Here is a 23,400-nt window from a genome sequence, read left to right as displayed (position 1 = left end):
TGCTTATTCCCAGCTTGCTACGTCCTTATCTTCACCTTCTCCTCCGGGGTTACCATCTGCACCATGCGAAACGATATCGTAATCTCCATGCTCACCTGGATAGAGATAGGCATAATTGTTTCCCCAGGGGTCTTTCGGGACAAATTTCTTTTTTAAATACGGACCTTTCCAATTAACGACACCCTGTGGTTGTGTAACCAGGGCATCTAAACCCTGTTCCTGCGTCGGGTATTTTGTGGTATCAAGTTTATACATCTCTAAAGCACTTGAAAAACCCTCGATCTGCTGTTTAGCAACCGTTTGGCGTGATTCACCAACACGACCGATCATTTTAGGCCCAATCAATGCGGCAAGCAGCCCAATAATAATCATTACAATCAATAACTCAAGCAAAGTAAAACCGTCTTTTTTTAATACCCGCAGTACAAGTTTCTTTCCCATTTTTACATCACTCCATATAATTTGAAGAATCTAGAAATTTTGTTGTTTCTCTGATAGGAGAAACAATGAAACACATAAGATCTCATACCTAGACAAATCGAATATGTTCATATTTATTCATTTCTTCTCTCCTCATAAGAAAATTCTTTTTCTTCATATAACGTGTCATCCTCATAAAAATCGTCATCTAAGGTTTCTTCATCAGATACAATTTCTACGAACGTATCAAAATCCTCTTTTTTATCAACAGGTATACGTTGTAGTATTTCCTTTTCGCTCAATACATCGCTGTTTCTTGCATAGCGCACAGTCTGATCCATTTCTTCATTCATTCTGAAATAGACCAACCCGCCTAATGGTTCTACGTGTAATATGGCTGTTGTTTTGTCACAAACAAAACCTACTATTTCCTCTTGCGCAGTCCCATTCGGATAAAATTCGAATGTCTTTGTTTTTTCATTCCGGGCCTCAATTTTGTTAGTAAAAATCTGTATCTCGGGAGGTAACTGAAGCACCTTTTTATCCTCGTTCCAAAAGTATCCATTATGGAGGTCAAGGGCAACATAGGTTGTTCCGGCAGTTGATATCGCCTTAATACGCGCTTCTCTAAAAAAGAATACGATATCCGACATTTTTTTCTTAAAATTAAGGGATTCGAGAGATCCCGCATATCTGGGCAAGGCTACACCGGCAACGATTCCTATAACAACTAAAACAACGATTAATTCAATTATCGTAAAGCCCCGGTTATTTTTCACGGCATCTATCTCTCTTTACCAACCATGTATTTTAAGTATATTTATGGATAAATCTCATGTGGCTATCTCCAATAAAATATCCGGTAGATTGCCGTATGTATATGAAATGTTACAGGACAGAAATTATAAGTTATACGTGCTTATTCGTGTAAATTCTCGTGGCTTAACTGTCACTATGTGGAATACTGCTTTCCAGAATGGCGTTTACTAACCCGGGGATGGTGTATTCCTTGGCTTTGATAGTAATACGGAATCCCAATTCTTCTGCGGTTTGGGTAGTAATAGGGCCGATGCTGGCATACTGAACTTTTCCATTCAACGAAGCGATGTTTTTCTCACCAATGATTTGAACAAAGTTCCTTACCGTAGAAGAGCTTGTGAAGGTAATGAAGTTGATTTCACCATGTTTGATTTTGTCAACAAGATTTATGTCCTTAGGTTGTGCCATAACGGTTTTATAAGCCACCACATCGGCAACCTTTCCCCCTAATTTCTCAAGTTCTTCGGGTAGAAAGCTTCTGGCAATATCTGCCCTTGGCAGCAGGAATTTCTTACCTTTTATAACCGTTACCTTCTTTAGTTCCTCTACAACAGATTCTGCAACGAATTTAGGCGGTCTGCAATCTACCTTTATATGATATCTTCTGATTCCTTCCTCTGTTGCAGGACCGATAGCACAAAACTTAATGCCTTTAAGGTCACGAATATCTTTCCCCAGTTCAAGCAGACGCTGAAAAAAGCTATCAACGCCATTGATACTCGTAAACACAAGCCAATCGTAAGCATGAATATTGGTGATAGCGTCATCCAGTGGTTGAATGGTATCAGGTTTTGCAATCTCAATGGTTGGGAATTCAATGACACGGGCGCCGTATTCGTATAATTGATCAGCAAATTCACTTGCCTGTTCCCTTGAGCGTGTTACGACAACGGTTTTCCCAAACAACGGTTTCGTCTCAAACCAGTTGAGTTGATTGCGGAGTTTTACGACTTCGCCAACGATGGTAATTGCCGGCGGACGGATGTCTCTGGCTTTTTGTACAATTGTCTCCAGTGTTCCCACAACTGTTTTTTGCTGGGCGGTCGTTCCCCATCGAATTACAGCAACCGGGGTATCTTTCGAACGGCCATGTTTTATGAGTTGTTCCGTGATATAAGGGAGATTCTTAATTCCCATGTAAAAGGCCAATGTACCAATTCCCGTGCTGATTTTGCTCCAATCGATGGAGCTTTCATCTTTCGTGGGATCTTCATGTCCGGTAATAAGTCCAAAGGTGGAAGTAAAATCGCGATGGGTAACTGGTATTCCTGCATAATTAGGAGTAGCAATGGCGGCAGTAATCCCAGGAACTACTTCAAATGGTATATGGTTCTCATAGAGTACTATCGCTTCTTCCCCGCCTCGCCCAAATACATATGGATCACCACCCTTTAACCGGGTTACTATTTTATCCTCTTGCGCCTTTTTTACGAGAAGGTTATTAATCTCATCCTGCTCAAGGGTATGCGCTCCTCCCTGCTTACCCACGTAGATAAATTCTGCATTCGGCTTAGCAACCTTGAGGAGATCGACATTTACCAGGTAATCGTAAATAAGTACATCGGCTTTTTTAATACATTCCAGACCTTTTACGGTGATCAAACGTGGATCACCGGGACCTGCGCCTACAAGATATACCATACTGCGCTTCATCAAAATCGTACCTTTCATGAATGGAATTGAAAATTTAAATATGTATGATATTGAAAATTTATGTATTAATCAACTATGTTTTACGGTTTTTGCAGAGACTTTTTGTAATAAACCATATTTTCTTTCTTTGCCAGTATTCTTTCAACAGACTCATTCGCATTTTCCCGTATAGCACTATTTTTATGATTCATAAGGGATTGTAAGGCTGAAAGCGCTTTGGGGTCGCCAATCTTGCCCAGTGCCCATACAGCAGAGCATACAACAGATGGTTCTGTATCCTTCAATGCCCATATGAGTGCAGTAACAGTGCTTTTGTCCTTAATCCAACCCAAGGCTTGTGCTCCACGCTCTCTTGCAAATTTATTAGGTTCATGCAAGGCATGAACCAAAGACCTTACTGCTGGCTGGCCGATCTTTACCAGCGCCCATTCTGCCCTGCGCCTTGTTACCTCTTCGTTATCACTCAGGGCTCGAATTAATTGAGGGATAGATTCCTTGCCCATGGCGGCTAGCGCCCATGCAGCCTTTGTGCGTGTCCATGCAGCATCTTCCCCCGCATCGGTGACAAGGATATCGGCAAGGACGTGTACAGCTTTATCGGTATAAATATGGCTTAACGCCTCAACTGCGGCGCTTTTGACATACCAGTCTTTTTCATTCGTGAGAATCGTAAGCAATGGAAAAGCTGAGCCGGGGTCTTTCAATATCCCCAATGTTCTTGCTATATCATATTTAACCCCACGGTTGGTTTCCGTCTTTAATGTTTCAATAAGCACAGGAACTGATTGTGTACTGCCCAATCTCCCCAACACAAGCACAGCCTCCCTGCGCACCTCTGGATTTTTATCGCTGAGGAGGGACTGAATATATACGGCTATATCCTCGTTGCCGCAGAATCCAAGCGCCCAGGCGGCATCCTGTTTTATCCGGGGATGTTTGTTTTTGAGGAGTTTTACGAGAGGTGGTATGGTATGTCTTTGTGGTAACACCATCAATGCCATAGCGGCAGTTCTTGTCTTATCCGGATCTGTGCCTTTTATTGCTTTCACAAGTGCTTTTACTTTTTCCCGGACGTACATTTTGTTATCAATTTCTTCCTGTTGAGGATGATTCGTTTTTCTGCTTTTAAACGGTCTTTGCCTTGCAGGTATTTGATCTTGAATACCCAGGATGTCCTGGGCAACACAGGGATAATCCATCAGGATGACATCCACTCCCATGTTAATCTGATCTTTTATCGTTTTTCTATCATCACTATTGAGTATAATTGAGAATGCATATTTTTTTTCCTCGTGTATGCGAGCAATTTTCTCCTCTGTTATTTCTTCAGGGGATATGAGTACGAGTTCCTTTACAAATTGTTCTGCTTCCTCCGTATTGAGATTTCTTAACGTTCCCCATAAGTATACCTGAGAATACATATCGTACGACTGAACGAGATCCAATACCTGTTTTTCTATACAAACCTGTCTGGCGTTCAGAATGAGCTTGAGGTTGTTAATTTTACAAAATTCCAGCACATCAGAAAGCAGGGGTATTGGTTCGTTCTTAAACTCAGGGCCACGCCACGAACCGGCATCGTACTGCTGGATTTCAGCATACAATAACTGATCAACGCGTCCCTTCCCATTAGTTGTTCTATCGATCGTTTCGTCGCACATCAAGATAAGCTGATGATCCTTTGTTTGCCGAATATCAATTTCGATCCCATCTATACCCAATTCAACGACTCTTCTTAATGCGGCAAATGTATTCTCCGGAACGTCTTCCAATACACCGTGATGTGCTATAATCTCTGTCTTATGAACGTTTTCTGCAAAAGCAAGCAATGATGAGGCAGGTATCAAAAGTAATGCAAAGAATTGAATAGAGAATAGCTTTTGCCCATATTTTTTAAGATATTCCAGCAATACAGGCATGCAAACGCAAAGTTCATAGAGAAAACCCCTTGATCTCTTCTTTTTTATTACACAGGTAAAAAAATACATAATCAAATTGGCCCTAAGGATAAAGAAAATTCATATAGTAGGATACATGGCGGTGTTGGTTTTATTTATTGGTAATGAGCTGCCAGTGAGGTCTGCCTTCCCATGTTATATGGTTTCCGTCTATATCAAAATAGATCTTTTCCGAGAATGTCCTTGCTCCTTCCCTTCGTAATTCTGCTTTGGGATTCCCTGTCAACAAGGCTACATTCTGGATTAAGTCCCAAATAAGAAGTGTTCCTAATCCCTCACTATTATTCAAATTCTTACTGAAAAAATAGACGTTATCTGTGGCAACGATTTTCGATACACTCTTCTTGTCGTTCATATACGCATCAATTTGGTCGCCGTTCAACTTTTGTTCGCCTCTCGTAGCTTGCACCTGTTCAAAAAAACTTGCTTTTTTCAACTTACTATTATACACCATTTTTTTAACCCAATTGACCTTTATATCAGCATCCTCTGTGCCTTTATGAGGAGGCGCCTCGTCTCCTTTCTCATAGAATGTTCCTTTCCCCTCGCAGAGGATATTATTCTCATTCCCATAAAACAAAACTTTGGGAGAGTGAATCTGCCTCTTATCTCCCTCTCTTAATAGTGCAAAGGGACGCCCTTTTAAGACGGTAATTTTACTCTTTACATTCCAGGTAACCACATCTCCTATGGCTTCGCTATACAAGTTACTCTTTTTATCTATAATATGGATATTTTCTGTGGCCTTCAAGGTATTCAGATGAAAATCCCGATCGCTGAATGTCACGTTAAGATTGTTGCAAAACAAGATAGAATTTTCCTTTCTGACCTCAATATTCTTTTCAAAATTAGCCTCCCGCGTTTCTTCCAGAAAGTTCATTTTGCCTTCCCATTTTACGGTAATAGTATCATCAGTTTTATCTGCGTGACCTGGCATATTGTTTTTATCAGATTTTCTCTTTGTGTTTGCTTTTAAGTTGCCAGAACCCGGTATATCTATTTTACCGGCATCTTTATAAAAGATTATTTTCTGCGCATCTATATGAAGGTCATCTTTAATGAATTCTGCCTTATATGCATCTTCCAGGGTGGCAGTCTGGGTACTAACATCCCAGGTCAGGGAACTTCCTTTGGCGATTGTTGTTTCCTGTGATGCAAGCACGTTACCGCTTGCTATGGCTTGCTTTGTTTTTTTTGTTTCCGAATCGACGAATATAACTAATTCATCTGAAAAAACAGTCGAGCTGCCTTTCTTAACTTCAACACTGTTATGGAAAACCATAACGTGTGTATCCGAATGCCTGTTAAAGACAAGCTGGCCGCTGGACCGGATAAAGGTTTTTTCGTGTGAAATTTTTTCTTTACTTGTTTCATTTACCGATGGTGTATCTTCCGGAAGAGTTTGTGCGGCGTGAGAGGTATCCTCTTCCGATAGAAAGAAGAGGTCATTATTAGCGCCATCCATTTCCATCTCCGCATCCTTTTTGATCCACATCTTCTTGTTAATCAGGTCTATCTCGCAGCCTTGTCCTTTAATCATTATACCTTTTCCCGTGATGGTAACAAAATCGTCTGTATATACCGATTTCTTTTCCGGTGAATATCTTAAATAATTCGTATTGAGTTTGGTTTCCTGATCCAGATTGACAATAACATTGTCGGAAAGATATCCTTCGTTCGAAATGTTATTCATTTCTCCATTATCGGATGTGATAAAAACAGATTGGGTTCCCTGTTCGGGATCTGCAGAATCAAGGAATTCGATCTCCGGCTCGACGATTTTGTAAACATTATTGTTGAGCAGGAAGGTGTTTTTGCCGCGCATTATTAAAGTCTCATTTCCCTGCTCGTCATACTTTGGGATGGACAAGCCTTCCACCGTTTGGATTAACTTATCGTTGCTGTTTATATTCTGCGCCTCTTTACGCGCAGAGAAATCTTCCTTTGAAGCGGGATCTGCCCTTTGATCCTTCTTCTCCTTTCTCGGCTGGGATATAACAAGCGATACGATAATGCAGGCTATGCAAGCTAAAGGAATGCTAAGGAGTATGTATCTTCGTTTGGTCATAATGATGTAAACATAAGAAAAATTCCTGTTTTTTCAATTTATGCGTTATGGATGTTTTCTGGTCTTCCGTAAGTATACTGAATTTGAGCGTAAAAAAAAATTTAAAAACGATAGAGCTTTACGAATACTCTTCTTCAGAAAAAATACGAAGCTTGTTCTCAAAAGATGATCATGTATGCTTTTGCTGGGTATAAGCTACGAAGCGTATGCTTTATATAAAAAGAAGAGAGCAATTTTAGGTTATGGTCTCACTACGCTGGATTATCCAGGAGGATTCTGATACCGTTCCATGATTATATGCCATTTATCCTGGAATTTGATTATCTTCTCTGCCACTTCTCTTACCGCTCCGGTACCGCCTTTCGCCTTTGTAACATAAAGCGATTGCTGCTTAACGATTGGTGAAGCATTGGCAACAGCAACAGGAAGTCCGACACGATAGAATATGGGGAGATCTATAAGGTCATCACCGATATAACATATTTCCTCATCCCGGAAAGCATATTTCTCTTGTATCGCCTTATAAGCTTCTAATTTGTTTTTAAAACCTTGATATACATCTTCAATACTTAACTCTTTTGCCCTGTGAATAACAGCCTTACTGGTCCTTCCGCTAATAATGGCAGTTTTAATGCCAACGCGATGAAGGTATGAGATACCTGTGCCATCAAGGACATGGAATGCTTTGGTCTCATATCCATTAACATCGATGTAAATACTGCCGTCCGTTAAAACACCATCAACGTCAATAATGACAAGTTTTATATTCTTCACTGCAGATTTAAAATCCAACCTCTAATAAATCCTGTACATCTATAATACCTATGGGCGTATTGGAACCATCAACCACGGGGAGCTGATCGATCTTATAATCCTTCAATATCTTGTATGCCTCAGCGGCCAGGCAACGGGCATTTATAACCTTGGGAGACCGGGTCATAACCTCTTTCACCCTGTATTGTAAAAATGATACGCCATTTTTCAGATGTCTTCTCAAATCACCATCAGTAAAAAACCCTACCAGCTTATTCTGTTTATCTACAATACTTACGGCTCCGGGCTTGCCTGCTGTTTCTGTCATAATAGTAAGAACATCCAATAAGATCATATCCTCATCTGCTACAGGATTTCCTTCGTTCTTGCGCATAACCATTTCTACCGTAAGTAATTTCCTTCCCAAGTCTCCACCAGGGTGGTAGAAGGCATAGTCCTCTTTGCTGAGATTTCGCTTTTTAAATATGGTAAGGGCTAAAGCATCGCCCAGAGCAAGCATAGCAGTTGAGCTTGCTGACGGGGCAAGTCCCAAAGGACATGGCTCCTTAATCTTCCCGATATCAAGCACAACATCACTGTGAGAAGCCAGGGAAGATTTATTATTTCCGGTAATGGCTATCACCTTTGCCCCGATTTGTTTAACAAAAGGCAAGAGGGTAACAACTTCTGTTTCACCGCTGTTAGAGAGTGCAAGGATAATATCGTTGGCAACGATGCGCCCAAGGTCGCCGTGTCTTGCTTCAGATGAATGAATCCAATATGATGGAGTACCCGTACTGGCCAATGTTGCAGAAATTTTCTGACCAATAATCCCCGCCTTTCCAATACCAGTAACTATCACCCTTCCTTTACAGGTAAAGATTAGATCGATGGCCTTTTGAAAACTATGATCCAGCCGGCCGATCAAATTCCTTATTGCCTCCGATTCCATGAATAATATTTCTTTTGCATATGCAGTGTCGGACAGAGATTTTTCTTTCATAAAATTTTTTTCATCTGGTTTGCGGGGATAAAGACTCATGGAGATTTGTTTTTAAAACAACCGTAGTGAGAGGTTTTTGTCTGTCCAAGTCCGGGCTACAAGAGTAAAAGATTCTGACAGCGTTGTGTGGTCTCATGAGAAAATAAGATAAATTTTGAGAATCATTATAGTGTTCATTTCTTCAATATTCAAGAGAAAAGAGTGTAGGAAAAGGTTGATTAAGTGTTCTTTGCTTGACAACTTATTTCTCATGTGTTACCATGCTCAAATACAGAAAGAGAGGAGGATTTATCTATTTGTGGATCTTAATAACTTAATTATATCAATTCCCGCGATACTCTATGCACTAACGATTCATGAGTACTTTCATGGTTGGGCAGCTAACAGACTTGGCGACCCCACAGCAAGGCTACAAGGGAGGTTAACACTAAATCCATTAGCGCATATCGATATTCTCGGTGCGTTATGCTTTGTCTTCGCCCATTTTGGATGGGGCAAGCCTGTCCCTATTAACCCCTACAATTTTAAAAATCCCCGCCGGGATAATATGATCGTATCCTTTGCAGGACCTGCCTCTAATTTTGTTTCTGCATTTTTATTTGGCGTAATTTTTCAACTTTTAAGGAAAATGCCATTTATACCGGCGAATATGTCCGCCCTTTTTTATAATTTACTCATATCAGGAATTATTATGAACTTATCGCTGGCATTTTTTAATATGATTCCTTTATTCCCTTTAGATGGTTCCCATATTATGGAAAGTCTATTGCCTTATGAAATGTCTCAAAAATACAAACAAATCGAACGCTACAGTCCGTTTATCCTGTTGGGACTAATCATCCTGGGAAACTACGGGGGTATCTCGATTTTAGGCATGATAATTGGACCGCCTATCCAGTATTTTTTAAGATTATTTACGGGTTTATAATTGAATATAAAATAGTTTTTTGTCCCCTTGTTTATCTCCTGTAAAGTAAAAGATGAAGGGATATTACACTATTACACGCCTTGTGGCATACCGAAGAGTTAAAGGAGTACTCTCCCGTATACTTGTATACGCTGCTCATCGCATAATTCCGGCCAAACACACCGGTACCGTTGATATCGCTTCCGGGAATAACGCTTATGATGGTTGAATAAGTTAAAAGCAAATAAGAACATGACGGACGGATATAAAATAGAGCTAGATATATATAATGGACCGGTCGATTTACTCCTTTATTTAATCCAAAGAGAGGAAGTAAATATTTATGATATTCCCATTGCGCGGATTACAGATCAATATTTACACCATGTGGAAGCGCTGCAAACCCTGGATATGAATATTGCAGGAGATTTTTTGGTAATGGCGGCAACGCTCATGTATATCAAATCCTATATGCTTCTTCCGCGCACAGAAGCACAAGGAGATGAAGAAGAAAATATAGACCCGCGCTTATCCCTTGTAAAGCAATTACTGGAATATAAACGGTATAAAGAAAGCACTTTTATCCTGGAACGAAGGGCTGCCGAATGGGAAAAGAGATTAGCACGGCCGTACAAAGAACTCCCTGCCGGGACATCCGATAAAGAAGAAGAGATAGCCCTGGAAGGGATAGGCATATGGGACCTTTTGCAAAGGTTTTCTCAACTGATGAAGCAAACATTATCTGATGTGTCTGCGAAAGTCACCTATGATGACACGCCAATACAGGAATATATGGATATGGTTGTGAAAAAGGTTCATACTCACACCTCAATAGCCTTTGCAGACCTTTTTACCGGAATACATGAAAGGATCCGGATTATTGGATTCTTTTTAGCCTTATTGGAATTAGTCCGTTTACATAAAATAAGGATTGAACAACCAGAAAACTATGCGGATATTCAGATATCTCTCCATAGTTCTCCTTTAGACGAAGGCTTACATTATTAAAACCATTACAATTTTAATTTGAAATTGTGAAGGTAGTTTGTTAACATCTTAACTTTATCAATAATTTTAGCTATAAAGTAATCATCTTTAGGTTAAAATGAAATTTTTTATTGCCTTATCACTTAATCTTCACTTGTTATGATTACCAGGGAACTACTGAATATTCTCGCCTGTCCGCTCTGCAAAACTGATGTCAGACTGGAAGGGGACAGGATTGTTTGTACCAATTGTGGAAGACGATATCCTGTAAGAGATGATATTCCTGTAATGCTTATCGATGAGGCTGAGCTACCGGAAAAACCGAAAAAGGAAAGGTAATGGATAAAAAGGCGCTTATTGCAATGATTATTTGTGGGGTAATTATGTTGTTGTATTACCCTTTTATATTACCCCTCCTTTCTAAAAAGCCGGAATCACCCCAGGGAGCGGTAGAACCTATTTCAGAAAAGACCCAGGAACAAGAGAAAAAGGTTATTGGCAAACTTGGACAGTCAGCAATAATGCCTGGGGAATCGATTAAACCTCAGACGGAAATTCCCCGAAAAGAAATTATTATAGAAAATGAACTGGTAAAGATGGTATGGACAAATGAAGGGGCGGCGCTGAAGTCTGTAAAACTCAAGCGTTTTAAGGATCCGGAGGCAAAAGAAACCCTTGAGTTGCTAAAAGAAGATACTACGGAATACCGTCCACTCGCTATTGATACTATCCTTGGAAAATCCGACTTTCGGGAATGGCGATATACCATTGCTGAGCATAGTAAGGATAAAATCGTATTTACGTGCAGCCTGGAAGAGGGAATCAATATTATGAAAACCATTAGTCTGCCCCCGGAAAAATACCATGTAAATATGGACGTTGTCTTAGAGAATAAGACCGATGATGAAGTTTCGCTCGCATACAGCGTTATTGCATCCTCCATGATCATGCACGAGGGAGAACCTTCGACTGATATGGCCGCAGTCGCTGGTGTGGATATGGGAAATAAACGGATTAAATTAGTCAGCACATCGCCAAAGAACTTGCCTCTCAAAAATGAATCTGTAGGTATTTCCTGGGCTGGATCGATGAATAAGTATTTTGCTACGATCCTAAAACCTGCATCCAGTGATTGGGTTGGGGCAGTAAATGCACAGGCATTTGATGCTCAGGGTATTCCTATAAATGAAAAGGCAGAACATGGGGATTTCATGGTTAGTATACAAACCAATAAACTTCGTATCCTTCCCCATGATATGGTTAAACACAGCTATTTATATTTTGTAGGCCCCAAAAAAGAGGAGATTCTTAAACACTATGAGACTTTGGATGCACTTCTCACGTATGGCTGGTTAAACGCAATCAGCAAGGCGCTTTTAGCTTTTTTAAATGCTGTTCACCGTGTGCTTCCTAATTATGGCCTCTCCATTATTGTATTGACTATCCTTATTAAAATGATTCTTTTTCCGCTCACAAAAAAAAGTCAGGTTTCCATGTTTAGAATGCAGCAGCTGCAGCCTATGATTAATCAGCTAAAGGAAAAGTATAAGCATGATAAGCAACGGATGGGCAAGGAACAGATGTTGTTATTTAAAAAGTATGGCGCTAACCCAATGAGCGGCTGCTTACCGATGGTGTTACAACTTCCGGTATTTTTCGCACTCTTCCGTACCTTACAACTTTCTTTTGAAATGAGACAAGCCCCATTTGTCCTGTGGATCAACGATCTCTCAAGACCTGACACCTTAATGACCCTTCCGTTTACTATCCCCTTTATAGGGAATGCCCTCAATATTTTACCATTAGTTATGACAGGCGCTTCATTTGTTCAAATGAAGACGACGCCGAAAGCTCCTGCGGCAGACCCTCAGGCACAGGCCCAACAAAAGATGATGTCGTTTATGCCTATTATGTTTGCTTTCATTTTGTATAACATGCCATCAGGCCTTACTCTTTACTGGACAGTAAGCACGGTATTTAGTATCATTGAAGGTATAATAATCAGGAAATCTATTAAAAAGATAAAAATAAAATAGGCCTTCGGCGACTTTTATCTCTTCGTCCGGATGTAGGGCAAAGTTTCAGCCTCGCCTCCCCGCCAGAATATATGCGCCGGGATAGCACCCTAAAGGGTTGCCCTACAGAATTGAAGTTCCTATACATGAAAATAACTGTTCTATGTTCCCCGAAACTCAAGATACCATCGTGGCAGCTTCCACACCATCGGGGAGGTCTCTTTGCGCAATCATAAAGATCAGCGGTCCTGAAGCCATTCAGTGTATTAAAGATATTTTTATACCTACCCCTCAGATTAATTTTGAACATATCCCCACCTACACCTCACTATGCGGGCATATTCGTTTTCCGGCTGAACATGTTACTATTCCTGTAGTTTTATATATCATGAAACAACCCTATTCTTATACAAAAGAGGATGTCGTGGAAATTCATACCCCCGGTTCTCCGGTAATCGTCGAAATGCTCTTGTGTTTCATCTTATCAAACGGGATTCATACAAAAAAAAGTATTCGTCTTTCGCAGCCTGGCGAATTTACCAAACGCGCTTTCTTGCACGGAAGGATAGATCTTGCCCAGGCAGAAGGTGTGCTTCACATAATCCGTGCACAAACGGACCGTGAACTAAACCGGGCGGTTGCACAACTGGGAGGAGACGTATCGAAGAAGATTAAACACATTCAAAATGATATAGTTTCCCTCTGTTCCTATATAGAAGCTGCAATTGACTTTTCTGATCAGGATATCGAATTAATATCTACGGCAGAAATACGGAACAGGATAGAAATACTTGAAAAAAACATGTTACAGTTTCTGACTCAACCGGAAACTATGAAAGTTACATCAGAAGGAATTGATACCGTCTTATATGGTAATCCTAATGTTGGTAAATCGAGCCTGATCAACGCTTTACTAGGCAGAAAAAGGTCTATAGTTTGTGAAATACCCGGAACAACACGGGACGTTATTACCAGTACTTTAGAAATTGAGGGTATTTGTTTCAAATTAATAGATACGGCGGGAATAGATAATACGGAAGACGTTATTATGTCCGGAGCAATGGAAATGGCACAGGCCAGTCTGAAAAGGGCACAGATTGTCGTTTTAGTCTTCGATGGCAGTATTGATATAAGCAAACAGGTAAAGGAAATGGAATTAGAAGACCTGACCGGCAATGTAATTGTGATTATAAATAAATGCGATCTGCAAAAAAATAAACAGATTACCGAGATACCGGGTATGTTAAAAAAGTACCCCCTGGTACATACTTCTGCTTTAACCGGGGAAGGCCTGGAAAGGCTTAAGGAACTATTAACAGAAAGTGTTTTGGGGGGAAGAATCAATCTGTCTGGCGACTCCGCATGCTTTACCGTGCGTCAAAGAGAAGCGATACAGCGCTCCCTTCAATCAATACATCGGGCTATGGAATCAGCAGAAAATAATGAAAGCCATGAGTTTATAGCATTAAGCTTGCACGAGGCAATAGATACCCTTGGCGAGATCGCCGGGGAGGTTACAACAGAAGATATTTTGGATAAGGTGTTCTCTGAATTCTGTATTGGTAAATAACATGAACAAAAGACCATCATGGGATGAATATTTTCTACGAATCACCAGGGAAGTAGCACAGAGGTCTACCTGTTTGCGGAGACAGGTAGGCGCCCTTCTGGTTATCGATAAACATATCCTGACGACAGGCTATAACGGCGCGCCAAGCGGAATCCAGCATTGTCTGGACATTGGCTGTTTACGGGAACAACTCAAGGTGCCGCCAGGGGAAAGACATGAGCTGTGCCGTGGTCTTCATGCCGAGATGAATGCCCTGCTTCAGGCGGCAAATTATGGTATAAAGATTTCCGGAGCGACTCTCTACAGCACAACCCATCCATGCTCTCTCTGTGCAAAAATGCTCGTTAATGTAGGAATCAAACGTATTGTTACCCTTACCGATTATCCTGATGCCCTTGCCAAAGAGATACTTTCAATGGCAAATATTAAAGTAGAGATTGTAACATTAGACAACCCTCCTAAGGAATAGGTTTTGAAGGGAAAAAGGAGCTATTCTTTTCTCCTGCATCTCTTTTTCAATCATTTAGATAAAGCCGAACAGAATATGGTGCAAGTTGAGTCTTTGGGTGTATGCTGATATAGGGAACATACGGAATAATTAACACTGTCATTGCGAGGAATGAGGCGGGGTTGCGTGGCGAAAGCTGAAGCAAACCCGGAGATTCCTTGCTGATACGATCGGAACAGGCTCCACAATCTCTGCCTTTAGGATTGCTTCGGACAATACCCTCGCAATGACCGGCGAGGTAGTCTTTCCTTTGAGGATGCTAGAAGCTATCTCAAAACCTATTCTGTACGGGACCTCTCTCTATCTTCAAATGATCCCAGATAAGAAATTGAGGTTTTGGGATTCCAGACTGGGTGGCACTGACAAACAGAGTTTGTCAGTGCCACCCAGGAACCGGCTTACAGAGTATGAAATCTCTCTCCTTATGATTCTAGACCTAAATTAAGGTTTTGGGATGACCTCTATAAAGACTGCTCCACCTGATGCTATCAAAGAGACAATCTCAGTCTAAACGAAAAGAGAAAAATGTGGGAAAATTTTTATCGGCTGATTAATTTAACCACACATAAGCACGCATAAACAACGAAAGTGTAGACTAAAAATATTTTCCCCCCTTTACCTTCCCCCTCTTCCTTTTCACCTTTACTATCGGAACTAGGCCTAAGATTTTATCCTGTTTATCTGCGTGCATCCGCGTCCCAATAATATTCCTGAGCACAACTGCGGCAAATAAATCCCTCCCCTGCGGCAAATTCTCCTCACCCCTTTTTCCCTATATTTCAAGGAATTCCAGGAAATTGACTCAAAAATCCTGCGGCAAAAAAGCCGCACTTATTCAGGAATGGTAAGGTATTAAAAAAGAAAAAAATAATTATCCATACCTCACTAAATCATAAAAACCCTTTTTCAATGCCCATTATCGAGAGAATTGTTGTACTTAACTTAAGGCCTTACCATACAAATACTTCCTCTTTATCTGTTTCTTTCCTTACAAAAATCTCTGCGCCCTTTGTGTCCTCTGCGGTGAACCCATTTTCATAACAAACTCAATTATCATAAAATCCCCCGGCATTTCCCTTGCAATTAAAATGATCATCTTTGAATATATGAAATCCAACTGCAAAAATAAGAAATACTTTGATAGGTAAAATCTTTTCCGTGATATATACGTGAAGAAAGGAAAAAGGTATGGCTTTAACATTTGGTAAATTACGTGAAGTTATTACTCGGCAAGGATTAACATGGCAGACTGGTATTGATCGTAGGGATGATGAAGTAATCCAGTTCCGTGGTTTAGGCGGTGACCCAAAGGGGTTATCGAAACCTGAGGCTGTTAGTCCAATTAATTTTCACAAAGTTTTGGATGTCGGTACGAATCCGCTTCTGGCACTTCGCCGTCTTGAGCGTGGATTCATATCTCGTGAGGCAATTGAAAAACAGTTCCGAAAGCAGGAATTATTCCGACTTGGATTTGGAGAAATCCTCGAACCAACCGATAGGGCAATACCCCCTGGAGCCGGAGCCGCAACTTCTGTTGACTGGCGCAACCGTTGGGGTGCAAACTGGATTACAAGTATTCGTGATCAGAATGGTTGTAACGCATGTTGGGCATTTGCTGGTGTGGCATTGGTCGAAGCAATGGTCCGAATTGAAGATGCCATATGGACACGGCTTTCTGAAGGTGATGTTCACCGGGGTATTGGTGCTCAGTGTGCTGACTACGGTAATATAGGAAACGTTTCAAATTTTTTTGTAAATAACGGATTTGCCGATCCGGGTTGCTTCCCGTGGACTACGAATAACCCTCCGTATACACCGACTCAGGACCGCAATGGCAGGACTGTGCGAGGCCCGGCATTTCAGTGGACCGGCACTGTCCAGCAGGCGAAAGATTGGATCGATACGGTTGGACCGTTGATAACCTGGCTTGAGGTGTGGAACGATTTCTTTGGATATTCCACCGGCGTTTATCGCCGCAGTACGGATCCATCGAATACCCAAGCTGGTTCGCACTTTATGCTCGTTATTGGTTACAGTGATGCTCTCCAGGCATGGCTATGCAAAAATTCATGGGGCCAGGGATGGGGGATGAACGGTTATTGTTGGATTGCCTATGGAGATTCCGGAATAGACTCTTATGCTAAGGCGGGAGTTAGAAATGTTAATTCGGATCCCTGGAGTAAGCGTCGCCTTCACAACGGTAATCTGTACGAAAGTGGAAATGGCTCATTGAACCGTAACCTTGAGGTGATGGGGGCAAATGGTAGCCGGATACTTCACCGATGGAGAGAAGGAGGCCCTCCCTGGACATGGGGTACTGCCGGGAGTTTTGCGACCGATGCGGCTATTTGTCCTACGCTAACCGGAACAACTTTTAACCGCAACATGGAGGTTATTTATCTAACTACATCGAAACGTCTTCACCACTGGTGGGGGCCTGGTGGCGGAACCGGGCCATGGAACGATGGTGGTGTGTTTGGTCCGAATGATTGTCTGGGAGTACCAGGCTTTATCCAGGGTGATTACAATGCACCCGGTAATTTTGAGATTGTGGTACTGGTCAGCGGCGGACAGCTCCAGCACCTCTGGCGGGATGGGGCAGGTTGGCATCTTGGTCCCCGGTTTGGGAACAACCTGGCATACTCCGGTGCGACACTGGTTCAAAGTACATTTGGCTCTCCCCATGGTAGCCTTGAATTAGTCGCCGTTTCCAATAATAGAACAATGCAGCATTTTTGGCGTAATGAGATGAATATGATCTGGAATGCAGGAGCTATATTTGGTTCAGGCATAACAAGCCCGCCAGTGATAATTCAAGGACAATACGGGATATACGATGAAACTGGTCCGCACGGGAACTTTGAGTTGTGTGTGGCTGCCGGTGAGCGGGTTCAGCACTGGTGGCGCTGGAACTCCGGTGATAAACAGTGGCGGCATAGCGCGACATTTGGTCATGACGTGCTGGCCGTCGCCGGCCTGTGTGAGAGTCAGTGGGGTATGAACCTCGAAGTCATCGTCCTTCGCACTGATAATCAACTACAACACTACTGGCGTGACCGTAGTGGATGGTATGAGGGACCAATTATAGGCCAGGCATGAGTTGACTAGATATGAACGGAACATCATACGTTGAAAAACTTCCGCATCGCCTAGAGGTGCGGGTCGGTACAGAAGTCCGGGTGCCTCTTCAATCGGTTGCCAGTGCCGGTTATGTCTGGCAGGTTGCAGTAATAGGTGGTAACCGCGATGCAGCTACTGTTCAGATAAAAATCGGCCCTGCGCCTCAACGGAAAGAACCGCCAACCAACGAGCCGGCGCCTGTTACACTTACTGTTACTGGTAGACGGCCAGGCACCGCTCGTTGTCATCTCCGATTGGTCAGGCCATGGACACCTGAAATACCAATGGCCCAACATGACATAGATGTGATCGTATTGCCTTAAGTTTTCCAATGAAATAGTTTCCTCTCCTTGTAATATCTGATCATCAAAAACTCCCAGCCGTATTCAAGAAGCTCTCTGGCTATCGTTGACTTATCCTTATGTTCAAGTTTGGAAAGTTCTTCAATCCTCTCCAAATCTTTATCTTTTAATCTCAGGTATTATCAGGAGACAAACTCATTACGCTTCTTAAAAAGGCTGGATTTCACATAGTACGACAGGCAGCATCCGTCGAACAACAAGCGGCATGGATCAAGTTGTTTACAGGCTTAAGCAGGTCAACAAGATTATAGGAGTTGCAGCTTCTGTGTTAGACTTGCTGCTGCAGTTGCTATAAGCAATGCCAGTGCTATTGCTACAGCACTGGATGAGGCAGTAACTGCTGTCTCCTGATTTGAATTCTTATATCATCTTATTTACCTCTAAAAACCTCAAAACCTTTCAGATACTCATCGAATTCTATCGGTGCTTCTATTCCAAGTTTGGCCAATAAGTCTATTGCTTCGCTTATTGAAACATCAAGCTTTCTGGCGAATCCCTCTAAGGATAATTTTCTTTCCTTATAATATCTGATCATCAAAAACTCCCAGCCGTATTCAAGAAGCTCTCTGGCTATCGTTGACTTATCCTTGTGTTCAAGTTTGGAAAGTTCTTCAATCCTCTCCAAATCTTTATCTTTTAATCTCAGGCTTATAACCCCCATCAGTTTCCTCCTTTCAGACGTTGAGTAGCATCCTCAATTATTTTTTTACTGTATCTACCATAGACAGATAGTTTCTCAAGCTTCGCCAAAGCCATGGATTTTTCCAATCTATTCCGTACTGCAAGATTTAAAAGAAGATGAATTGCGGTTGTGAATTGCTGACCGATAATTTTACATGCCTTTAATGTCGGTCCATCATCTACTGCTATCACACAATCAAGCCTTCTAGCCAACCAAAGGACTTCAGCTTCCCCAGCTTCTATCCTGAAATCATGCCGAATCTTTTTCATTGCCTCTCCATTTCCTGCCTTTTTCACACGAATCTTTTTTTCGTTGATAAGGGTTGAAATCAGTGTACCATCTATACTTTCTTTTAAAAGGCACTCAGACTTCACCTTCTCTGGAATAATAACTTCTACCTCTTCTGTTATTTCCCGTAACAGTTCTATTTTTGCAAGCAGAATGAGCGTTGAGGCATCAAAGACGATTCCCATGTTTACAATATACTACATTCGTAATCGCTTATCAAGTACAACAAAGAATCCAAATTTAATTTCCTGCAGAAGGATGTTGCTGAGCACCGGAGAGATGAGTGAGATTAAGTTCTTTTTCTTTCCCTCATGCCTATTGAAGAATCAAGACCATCAGCTATGCTGGCAGGGCAATCGCATCAAATTTAACCGGGTTTTTTCAAAACTAAAATGTTACTTTTATCTTATTCATCTGCGCAAATCTGTGTCCCAATAATATTCCTGAGCACAACTGCGGCAAACAATACCACCCCCTGAGGTAAATTCTCCTCACCCCTCTTTCCCTTGTATTTTCAGCAATTTCCTGGAATTTGCCTAAAAACCCCTGCGGCAAAAAAACCGCACTTACTCAATAGTTGTAAGGTCTTGAAAAGGGAAAAAATAATTATTTGGTTTTTATTACGGGAAAAAATTTTTTTAAATATTCAGTACCGAGAAAATCGTTGCATGTAATCTAACCCATTATCATACAAAAACTTCCTTTTTATCTGTTTCTCTCTTTATAAAAAACTCCGTGCCCTCTGCGTCCTCTCCGGTGAATTCTTTCTACAGCAAACTCAACCGTCACGGAATTTCCTGGCATTTCCCTTGCGATTAAAATTATCAGCTTTAGACAGAAACAATTCAACTACAAGGGAAAGGCAGTATCCTTTGGGTGAAAATCACTTACCTGATAGCAATCAAATAGTAATCTGGGATATCCTTCATTATCTCATGAGAAACCCGGATGCAAAGGATACGATAGACGGTATTCTCAAATGGTGGATTCCAAAGGTGGTTGTTATAGAACAAGAAAAATCAAAGGTTCAGGAAGCCCTTGAAATGCTTGCTGAGAAAGGATTTATAACCGGGTGGGAAACCGGTTCTTCCCAGAAATATTATGGAGTGACTGAAGGCCAATTAAAGGTCAGTTTCTCAATTTCAACAACATGCCTATCTATGGCCCTATCGAATATGACGGTGCATCTTTCGCTTTTCGTATAGCAATCTTTGCTCGACACAAACTCAGACCAAATTAAGGCCTTGTTGCAGGGCTTAGCTGATGTAGGCTCGATGGCTTACCCTCCTGCTTCTCCAATATTAAAATTGTTAAATGGATTTGGTCAGGCTTTAGTAAACACTGATCTGAATGATATTGAATTCAGATACTCCATGGTGCTGGATCCAAAAGGTGGGTTAGATAATTTAAGCCATTTTAACCTTGAAGCCGGAAACTACGTCATCATACGATGTGACCGAAAGGAAAATCAGGAGAGTAATATTCCATGGGACGAACTAGCTCTCGATGAGAACGAAGGGATAGTTTGTTGGAAGACTAAATTTGATGATATTAAAGTAATAGATGAGGAGGGAAATATTAAAAAGGAAAAGAAAAATAGGCCTTATATCGATAACACCTATCTTATTGTAGAGATTAACAAGAATGTTAGTTCTGTACATATTGACCTAAGTCAGACTAGCTACGATACATTGCTTACAGCATTAAAATCTAAGGATAAAGAAAAGGCAGCAAATCTCACCTCGATGTCAAAAGCAGTTGGTGAAGTTATTATACCACGTGCGCAAACAATTAATTTCAATACCGGTAAAGAGTTGCTCTACGACATAAAGAAAAATAAAACATCAATTACGTCGCAATCTCATGCAGAAAAATTGCTTCAAATGCTGCAAAAATCGCTCAATGGACAGGGGGAATTGAGAGAAATGATAAATAACGATGTAGCAACAGCGCCGTTGTTATCTAGTGAACAGGTAGATTATCTCCTCTCCGAATTAGAATCTATTGCAGGCCAGCGTCTTACTCGTGTAGAAGTTGCCGATTCAAGTAAGAAGGATATACTTTTACAAAAAATACTTGGAAATACTACACTTGCAGGAAATTCTGAAGGTACTACACCCAAATCAATAGAACCAGCAAATAAGCGAGAAATAAGGCAGAAGGTCAAAGATGTGGATAAATAAAGGATATCAACAAGGCCCTGGGCGGAGATAGGAATGACTACTATAGACAACTTACCAAGAAATATTCCTGGTCATTATTCTTTCACTCGGTATTTACATGAGTTATACATGACTACCTTGGGCAGTAGAGACGTAAAATCTTATAGTCTCTCCTGATGAAAAAACGGAATCGATGTAGGGCAAGGCTTTAGTCTTGCTAGGTAACCCTAAAGAGCTTGTGCAAAAGTAGGATATACTATAATTCTCTGGACGGATTCAGGTTTCTAACCTGAATCCTCAATTTGGAATATTCCCCTATGTTTAACTATGAAAACGCTATGAACTAGCGACCATGCAAAATATACGGGTTCAATTTGCAAAATTGGACCCGTAAGGGCGGGGAGTGAATGAAGCGAATCCACAACCTGTCGTTGCGATGGCTTTTTCCTAAGCAATCTCTTTCTTCTTTTACAAAATTGAGGATAAAAATGGCAGGCATATCTGATAAAACTACTGAAGATCAGGAACTTAAGAAAATAGGTGATAAGCCGGTTGGTATAATAGGTATTGCTTCAACTATGGCATACCTTATCATTTTCTCTGGTCTCCTTCTGTATGGCATTATAACACTCTGGCCATCCAGGTCAAATGAACTAAATCCTGATCGAACAGTAACCTTTCTTTTCTCGGTATTTTCAATCAAAATTCCGAATGAGCTATGTGCTATCCTTATTGTAACCCTTTCAGGTGCGCTTGGCAGTCTGGTTCATGCCCTCAGATCATTTTATAAGTATGTAGGCAATCGGGAACTCGTGTGGAGTTGGCTTGCTATGTATATTATGCTACCCTTCATTGGAGCAACCCTTGGACTCCTCTTTTATCTCATTATTCGTGGAGGTTTTTTCCCTCATGCGGAAACGGGAGAAACCAGCCCCTTTGGTTTTATGGCAATGGCTGCTTTGGCAGGATTGTTTTCAGAACAGGCCATACTGAAACTGAAAGAAGTATCAGAGACCTTGCTTACCAAGCCGGAAAAAGGAAAAGATCGCATTACTGAAAAACAAATGGAAGGTACTTCTAAGGAAAAACAAGAAGATACAAAGGAAAAGCAACAATAACATTTTTCATAAAAACAGTGTTGCTGTTGGGCTTATGCCTAGTTATAGCTAATTAGTGGTTTTAAATGTCAAACACATTAGAAAAAGATCATAACAAAAAATATTTTGAGGAGCACAATAATGGAAGAAATGGAATGGCAAGATCTTATTACTGATATAAAGGATGGTAAATGCATCCCATTTCTGGGGGCTGGAGCCAATGGAGATATTCTCCCTCTTGGCCGCGAGGTTGCTACAGAACTTGCGAATAAGCATGAATATCCATTCAAAGATTCTTCTAAAGAAGATCTTATTCGAGTTGCTCAATTTTTAGCGACAAAAAGCAGTCCTATGTTTCCTAAGAAAGAAATTCTGAGGGTACTTAAGGAACGACTTCAGCAAAAAGAAGCTGAGTTATCTAATTTTTTTAGAGCTCCTGATGAAATTCTCAGTCTCCTTGCAGAAATGCCTTTCCGCATTTATATGACTACCAATTATGATGATCTAATTATCAGGGCTCTAAACGTTTATAATAAGAGTCCGGAACGAGAATTGTGTCGTTGGAATAAGCATGTCAAAGATTTACCCTCCATTTTTGATGAAGGGTTTAAACCTACAGAGAAAAACCCTGTTGTATTTCATTTGCATGGTCACGATAAGGTACCGGAATCTATAGTTATTAGCGAAGATGATTATCTCGACTTTCTAGTAAATATCTCCAGAAACAATCTGCAGCAGCTTATTCCTCCGATTATCCAGTGTGCTCTCTCACGGGGATCTCTTCTCTTTATTGGGTATCGGATGGCTGACATGAATTTCCGTGTAATTTTCAAAGGCTTAGTCGAATCTATAGAATCAAGCGTGCGTAGCTTTACCCTATCCGTTCAGATACCTCCTAACAGTTCGACTAAGGGTTGGAAAAAACAAAAAGAGTATCTTGAGAAGTATTTTGGCAATATGAAAATTCGAGTTTACTGGGGAAATGCCAAAGAGTTTGCAATTGAATTCCGAAAACACTGGAGGTAAAT

General features: G+C 41.1%; 23 protein-coding genes. 13 read left to right on the top strand and 10 right to left on the bottom strand.

Annotated features, from left to right (window positions below):
- Positions 1-3 precede the first annotated feature (3 nt).
- The 7 genes from gspG to FBQ94_RS06615 form a co-directional block, all read right to left on the bottom strand.
- The gene (gene gspG / locus FBQ94_RS06645) at positions 4-441 is read right to left on the bottom strand and encodes a type II secretion system major pseudopilin GspG (RefSeq protein WP_007220603.1); all 438 of its coding nucleotides are present in this window, start codon (positions 439-441) and stop codon (positions 4-6) included.
- A 113-nt stretch (positions 442-554) separates the two neighbouring features.
- Positions 555-1,199 carry a prepilin-type N-terminal cleavage/methylation domain-containing protein gene (locus FBQ94_RS06640; RefSeq protein WP_007220602.1) on the bottom strand — a complete coding sequence of 215 codons (645 nt, stop codon included), beginning with the start codon at positions 1,197-1,199 and terminating at the stop codon, positions 555-557.
- A 163-nt stretch (positions 1,200-1,362) separates the two neighbouring features.
- Complete coding sequence (gene cobA, locus FBQ94_RS06635) at positions 1,363-2,880, bottom strand: uroporphyrinogen-III C-methyltransferase (RefSeq protein ID WP_007220601.1); 1,518 nt, start codon at positions 2,878-2,880, stop codon at positions 1,363-1,365.
- Positions 2,881-2,972: 92 nt separating this feature from the next.
- Positions 2,973-4,811, bottom strand: coding sequence for a HEAT repeat domain-containing protein (locus FBQ94_RS06630; protein WP_051006134.1), 1,839 nt, complete (start codon positions 4,809-4,811; stop codon positions 2,973-2,975).
- A gap of 130 nt (positions 4,812-4,941) precedes the next feature.
- Positions 4,942-6,918, bottom strand: coding sequence for an LPS export ABC transporter periplasmic protein LptC (gene lptC, locus FBQ94_RS06625; protein ID WP_007220599.1), 1,977 nt, complete (start codon positions 6,916-6,918; stop codon positions 4,942-4,944).
- Between the two features lie 261 nt (positions 6,919-7,179).
- On the bottom strand, positions 7,180-7,710 hold the full coding sequence (locus tag FBQ94_RS06620; protein ID WP_007220598.1) for a KdsC family phosphatase: 531 nt from the start codon (positions 7,708-7,710) through the stop codon (positions 7,180-7,182).
- Positions 7,700-8,674: a KpsF/GutQ family sugar-phosphate isomerase gene (locus tag FBQ94_RS06615; protein ID WP_040543472.1), complete on the bottom strand. Its 975-nt coding sequence runs from the start codon at positions 8,672-8,674 to the stop codon at positions 7,700-7,702. The genes FBQ94_RS06620 and FBQ94_RS06615 overlap by 11 nt, the downstream gene beginning before the upstream one ends.
- Positions 8,675-8,972: 298 nt before the next feature.
- Here FBQ94_RS06615 and FBQ94_RS06610 point away from each other — a divergent pair, with 298 nt between their 5' ends.
- From FBQ94_RS06610 to FBQ94_RS06570, 9 genes are all read left to right on the top strand, one after another.
- On the top strand, positions 8,973-9,602 hold the full coding sequence (locus FBQ94_RS06610) for a site-2 protease family protein (RefSeq protein ID WP_007220596.1): 630 nt from the start codon (positions 8,973-8,975) through the stop codon (positions 9,600-9,602).
- A 52-nt stretch (positions 9,603-9,654) separates the two neighbouring features.
- Positions 9,655-9,810 carry a hypothetical protein gene (locus tag FBQ94_RS06605; protein WP_285442058.1) on the top strand — a complete coding sequence of 52 codons (156 nt, stop codon included), beginning with the start codon at positions 9,655-9,657 and terminating at the stop codon, positions 9,808-9,810.
- Between the two features lie 23 nt (positions 9,811-9,833).
- A complete protein-coding gene (locus FBQ94_RS06600; protein WP_007220595.1) occupies positions 9,834-10,589 on the top strand; it encodes a segregation and condensation protein A in 756 nt (251 codons plus the stop codon).
- Between the two features lie 138 nt (positions 10,590-10,727).
- Entirely contained in the window at positions 10,728-10,907 is a 180-nt protein-coding gene (locus FBQ94_RS06595) for a Trm112 family protein (protein WP_007220594.1), read from the top strand.
- Positions 10,907-12,604, top strand: a complete 1,698-nt coding sequence (gene yidC / locus FBQ94_RS06590; RefSeq protein ID WP_007220593.1) for a membrane protein insertase YidC — start codon at positions 10,907-10,909, stop codon at positions 12,602-12,604. The genes FBQ94_RS06595 and yidC overlap by 1 nt, the downstream gene beginning before the upstream one ends.
- Before the next feature lie 142 nt (positions 12,605-12,746).
- A complete protein-coding gene (gene mnmE, locus FBQ94_RS06585; RefSeq protein ID WP_007220592.1) occupies positions 12,747-14,153 on the top strand; it encodes a tRNA uridine-5-carboxymethylaminomethyl(34) synthesis GTPase MnmE in 1,407 nt (468 codons plus the stop codon).
- Between the two features lies 1 nt (position 14,154).
- Positions 14,155-14,622 carry a deoxycytidylate deaminase gene (locus FBQ94_RS06580; protein ID WP_040543263.1) on the top strand — a complete coding sequence of 156 codons (468 nt, stop codon included), beginning with the start codon at positions 14,155-14,157 and terminating at the stop codon, positions 14,620-14,622.
- A gap of 1,227 nt (positions 14,623-15,849) precedes the next feature.
- Positions 15,850-17,760 (top strand): C1 family peptidase, encoded by a 1,911-nt coding sequence (locus FBQ94_RS06575; protein ID WP_007220590.1) that lies wholly within the window; start codon positions 15,850-15,852, stop codon positions 17,758-17,760.
- 11 nt (positions 17,761-17,771) lie between these two features.
- The gene (locus tag FBQ94_RS06570; protein WP_007220589.1) at positions 17,772-18,104 is read left to right on the top strand and encodes a protease inhibitor I42 family protein; all 333 of its coding nucleotides are present in this window, start codon (positions 17,772-17,774) and stop codon (positions 18,102-18,104) included.
- Here FBQ94_RS06570 and FBQ94_RS06565 read toward each other — a convergent pair.
- From FBQ94_RS06565 to FBQ94_RS06555, 3 genes are all read right to left on the bottom strand, one after another.
- Positions 18,101-18,238: a hypothetical protein gene (locus FBQ94_RS06565; protein WP_285442057.1), complete on the bottom strand. Its 138-nt coding sequence runs from the start codon at positions 18,236-18,238 to the stop codon at positions 18,101-18,103. The two genes, FBQ94_RS06570 and FBQ94_RS06565, sit on opposite strands and share 4 nt — an antisense overlap.
- A gap of 275 nt (positions 18,239-18,513) precedes the next feature.
- Positions 18,514-18,804: a ribbon-helix-helix protein, CopG family gene (locus tag FBQ94_RS06560; protein ID WP_007220588.1), complete on the bottom strand. Its 291-nt coding sequence runs from the start codon at positions 18,802-18,804 to the stop codon at positions 18,514-18,516.
- Complete coding sequence (locus FBQ94_RS06555) at positions 18,804-19,298, bottom strand: PIN domain-containing protein (RefSeq protein ID WP_007220587.1); 495 nt, start codon at positions 19,296-19,298, stop codon at positions 18,804-18,806. Before FBQ94_RS06555 ends, FBQ94_RS06560 begins: the two co-directional genes overlap by 1 nt.
- A 687-nt stretch (positions 19,299-19,985) precedes the next feature.
- On the opposite strand from FBQ94_RS06555, the gene FBQ94_RS06550 reads away from it, so the two are divergent.
- From FBQ94_RS06550 to FBQ94_RS06535, 4 genes are all read left to right on the top strand, one after another.
- Positions 19,986-20,318, top strand: coding sequence for a hypothetical protein (locus FBQ94_RS06550; RefSeq protein ID WP_007220584.1), 333 nt, complete (start codon positions 19,986-19,988; stop codon positions 20,316-20,318).
- Between the two features lie 69 nt (positions 20,319-20,387).
- The gene (locus tag FBQ94_RS06545) at positions 20,388-21,296 is read left to right on the top strand and encodes a hypothetical protein (protein ID WP_007220583.1); all 909 of its coding nucleotides are present in this window, start codon (positions 20,388-20,390) and stop codon (positions 21,294-21,296) included.
- 386 nt (positions 21,297-21,682) lie between these two features.
- On the top strand, positions 21,683-22,393 hold the full coding sequence (locus FBQ94_RS06540) for a hypothetical protein (RefSeq protein ID WP_285442056.1): 711 nt from the start codon (positions 21,683-21,685) through the stop codon (positions 22,391-22,393).
- Between the two features lie 120 nt (positions 22,394-22,513).
- Positions 22,514-23,398, top strand: a complete 885-nt coding sequence (locus FBQ94_RS06535) for an SIR2 family NAD-dependent protein deacylase (protein ID WP_007220581.1) — start codon at positions 22,514-22,516, stop codon at positions 23,396-23,398.
- Positions 23,399-23,400: the final 2 nt, after the last annotated feature.

Source organism: Candidatus Jettenia sp. AMX1, from assembly GCF_030263775.1.
Taxonomy (GTDB): Bacteria; Planctomycetota; Brocadiia; order Brocadiales; family Brocadiaceae; genus Jettenia; species Jettenia caeni.
The sequence above is the reverse complement of the archived record's forward strand: the minus strand, read 5'-3'. Positions and strand labels throughout refer to the sequence as shown.

Excerpts from the sequence above, each read along its gene's own strand:
- gspG (WP_007220603.1), bottom strand. The coding sequence starts at position 441 with ATGGGAAAGAAACTTGTACTGCGGGTATTAAAAAAAGACGGTTTTACT.
- cobA (WP_007220601.1), bottom strand. The coding sequence starts at position 2,880 with ATGGTATATCTTGTAGGCGCAGGTCCCGGTGATCCACGTTTGATCACC.
- FBQ94_RS06630 (WP_051006134.1), bottom strand. The coding sequence starts at position 4,811 with ATGCCTGTATTGCTGGAATATCTTAAAAAATATGGGCAAAAGCTATTC.
- lptC (WP_007220599.1), bottom strand. The coding sequence starts at position 6,918 with ATGACCAAACGAAGATACATACTCCTTAGCATTCCTTTAGCTTGCATA.
- FBQ94_RS06615 (WP_040543472.1), bottom strand. The coding sequence starts at position 8,674 with ATGAAAGAAAAATCTCTGTCCGACACTGCATATGCAAAAGAAATATTA.
- FBQ94_RS06605 (WP_285442058.1), top strand. The coding sequence starts at position 9,655 with ATGAAGGGATATTACACTATTACACGCCTTGTGGCATACCGAAGAGTT.
- FBQ94_RS06600 (WP_007220595.1), top strand. The coding sequence starts at position 9,834 with ATGACGGACGGATATAAAATAGAGCTAGATATATATAATGGACCGGTC.
- FBQ94_RS06595 (WP_007220594.1), top strand. The coding sequence starts at position 10,728 with ATGATTACCAGGGAACTACTGAATATTCTCGCCTGTCCGCTCTGCAAA.
- yidC (WP_007220593.1), top strand. The coding sequence starts at position 10,907 with ATGGATAAAAAGGCGCTTATTGCAATGATTATTTGTGGGGTAATTATG.
- mnmE (WP_007220592.1), top strand. The coding sequence starts at position 12,747 with ATGTTCCCCGAAACTCAAGATACCATCGTGGCAGCTTCCACACCATCG.
- FBQ94_RS06580 (WP_040543263.1), top strand. The coding sequence starts at position 14,155 with ATGAACAAAAGACCATCATGGGATGAATATTTTCTACGAATCACCAGG.
- FBQ94_RS06575 (WP_007220590.1), top strand. The coding sequence starts at position 15,850 with ATGGCTTTAACATTTGGTAAATTACGTGAAGTTATTACTCGGCAAGGA.
- FBQ94_RS06570 (WP_007220589.1), top strand. The coding sequence starts at position 17,772 with ATGAACGGAACATCATACGTTGAAAAACTTCCGCATCGCCTAGAGGTG.
- FBQ94_RS06560 (WP_007220588.1), bottom strand. The coding sequence starts at position 18,804 with ATGGGGGTTATAAGCCTGAGATTAAAAGATAAAGATTTGGAGAGGATT.
- FBQ94_RS06555 (WP_007220587.1), bottom strand. The coding sequence starts at position 19,298 with ATGGGAATCGTCTTTGATGCCTCAACGCTCATTCTGCTTGCAAAAATA.
- FBQ94_RS06545 (WP_007220583.1), top strand. The coding sequence starts at position 20,388 with ATGGCTTACCCTCCTGCTTCTCCAATATTAAAATTGTTAAATGGATTT.
- FBQ94_RS06540 (WP_285442056.1), top strand. The coding sequence starts at position 21,683 with ATGAAGCGAATCCACAACCTGTCGTTGCGATGGCTTTTTCCTAAGCAA.
- FBQ94_RS06535 (WP_007220581.1), top strand. The coding sequence starts at position 22,514 with ATGGAAGAAATGGAATGGCAAGATCTTATTACTGATATAAAGGATGGT.